Source organism: Streptococcus sp. 27098_8_69, from assembly GCF_041432445.1.
In the GTDB taxonomy this organism is placed as follows: domain Bacteria; phylum Bacillota; class Bacilli; order Lactobacillales; family Streptococcaceae; genus Streptococcus.
The window spans coordinates 1-1,865 of the sequence record NZ_JAPVZO010000049.1; the positions used below are offsets into that span (position 1 = coordinate 1).

The following is a 1,865-nucleotide window of genomic DNA, read 5'->3' on the forward strand; positions in this document are numbered from 1 at the left end:
TATTTTTTCCCTGTCCTTGCTTTGCGAACAGCCATGTGTCCTTCTGGACAGACAAATAGCCCTGCATCTTTATTAAATTCAAACGCATCCTCTTCTTTACGATAACCTTTTGAAACTGAAGGGTTCAGTTTTGACACCAAATGAATCTTTTCTTTGCGAGCTAGTTGAATGTTGTCCTTTCCTGAATAAGCCGCATCACCAATAATAGTCTCGATGTCCAGACTATTTTCCTTTGTTTTGGCATATAACTCAGGTAAATATTTCCCATCGCTTTGTTCACCAGAAGTGACCACACAAGCAGTAATAATCCGTTCATCCGTCATAGCGATATGACTTTTATATCCATAGAAAGAGGTGTCGGCTGTCTTATGTCCAAGCCTAGCCTCCTCTTTAACAGAAGCTTCCAAGTGTTCTAAGTCATCATCAACAGCTTCTTTTAGGTAATTGAACTTTTGAGACATAGCCGGTAGAGCTAAGAGTTCCTCGTGTTTTTCAACCACAGCCATTAACTCCTCTGTATAGGTCAACTCTGCTTCGAGGTTATCCTCCTGAGGTTTCTTTGGAAATTCTATTTTGATATCTTCTGAATGTTGATAAATTGTTTTACGTAAAGCTTTTGAACGCTCCCTAAGAACTTCTTGGGGTTTCTTATGATTATAATGAGCTTTAGTGTGAGTGGCATCTACAATGAGGATTTTACTCTTAATCAAATTATGTTCGAGTGCAATTTGAACAGACTTCTGAATCAATACATCAAGTAGCTTGTCATCTTTAATTCTTAGCTTTCTAAATTTTGTCAGAGAGGATGGTTCGATAACAGAATCCTCCGGAGCTAGACCAAGAAAAAATTTAAAGGCCATATCTGACAAGGAACGTTCCACCACATCGACATCTGATAACTTATAAATATCTTTTAACAAGAGATATTTAAACATCATAATCGGTGAATAAGCTTTACGCCCAAAATCGGGACGATAATTCTTTTCTAGTTCATCATAAATAAAGCTAAAATCACAGAGTTCAGTTAGCTGACGTAAAAAGTGGGTTTTAGGAACAACGATATCATACAAACTAGAATAAGGACTGACATCCATAGTTAACTGATTATCAAGCATCATTTCACCTCATCTCTAGTATAGTGGATTGAAATAAGATATGAACAGAGAAATTAGGAAAGTCAAACTAATTTCTAGAAATATTTTTAGCAGTTGTGGTGTACTCTTCTAGATTCAATCTACTATATAACAAAAAAGCCATCTATTGGATGACTTTTTCAGGCTCTATAATATTTGTAGTGGGTAAATCCCCTATGGATCTTATGGAGCCTATTTTTGTGTAGAAAAAAAGTCCCATAAGATCTATAATGAAAAGCGACCAAACCATCATTAGAAAGAATCATATGGAACAATTACATTTTATCACAAAACTACTCGATATTAAAGACCCTAATATCCAGATTCTAGATGTCATCAATTGGGATACACACAAGGAAATCGTCGCTAAACTGGACTATGACGCCCCGTCTTGCCCTGAGTGCGGATGTCAAATGAAGAAATATGATTTTCAAAAACCGTCGAAAATTCCTTACCTCGAAACGACTGGTATGCCTACCAGAATTCTTCTTAAAAAGCGTCGTTTTAAGTGCTATCATTGCTCGAAAATGATAGTCGCTGAAACCTCTATCGTTAAGAAGAATCATCAAATTCCTCGTGTTATCAACCAAAAGATTGCTCAAAAGTTGATTGAAAAGACTTCTATGACTGATATTGCACATCAGCTATCCATTTCAACTTCAACTGTCATTCGTAAGCTCAATGACTTTCACTTTAAGCATGATTTTTCTTGTCTTCCAGAGATTATGTCTT

At 36.2% G+C, this 1,865-nt stretch carries 2 protein-coding genes; one reads left to right on the plus strand and one right to left on the minus strand.

The window, feature by feature from the left end:
* The coding region (locus O3658_RS10510; protein ID WP_371561529.1) for a transposase at positions 1-1,115 on the minus strand (1,115 nt) is incomplete at its 3' end.
* Between the two features lie 284 nt (positions 1,116-1,399).
* Here O3658_RS10510 and O3658_RS10515 point away from each other — a divergent pair.
* On the plus strand, positions 1,400-1,865 hold a 466-nt coding region (locus O3658_RS10515; RefSeq protein WP_371561532.1), incomplete at its 3' end, for a transposase family protein.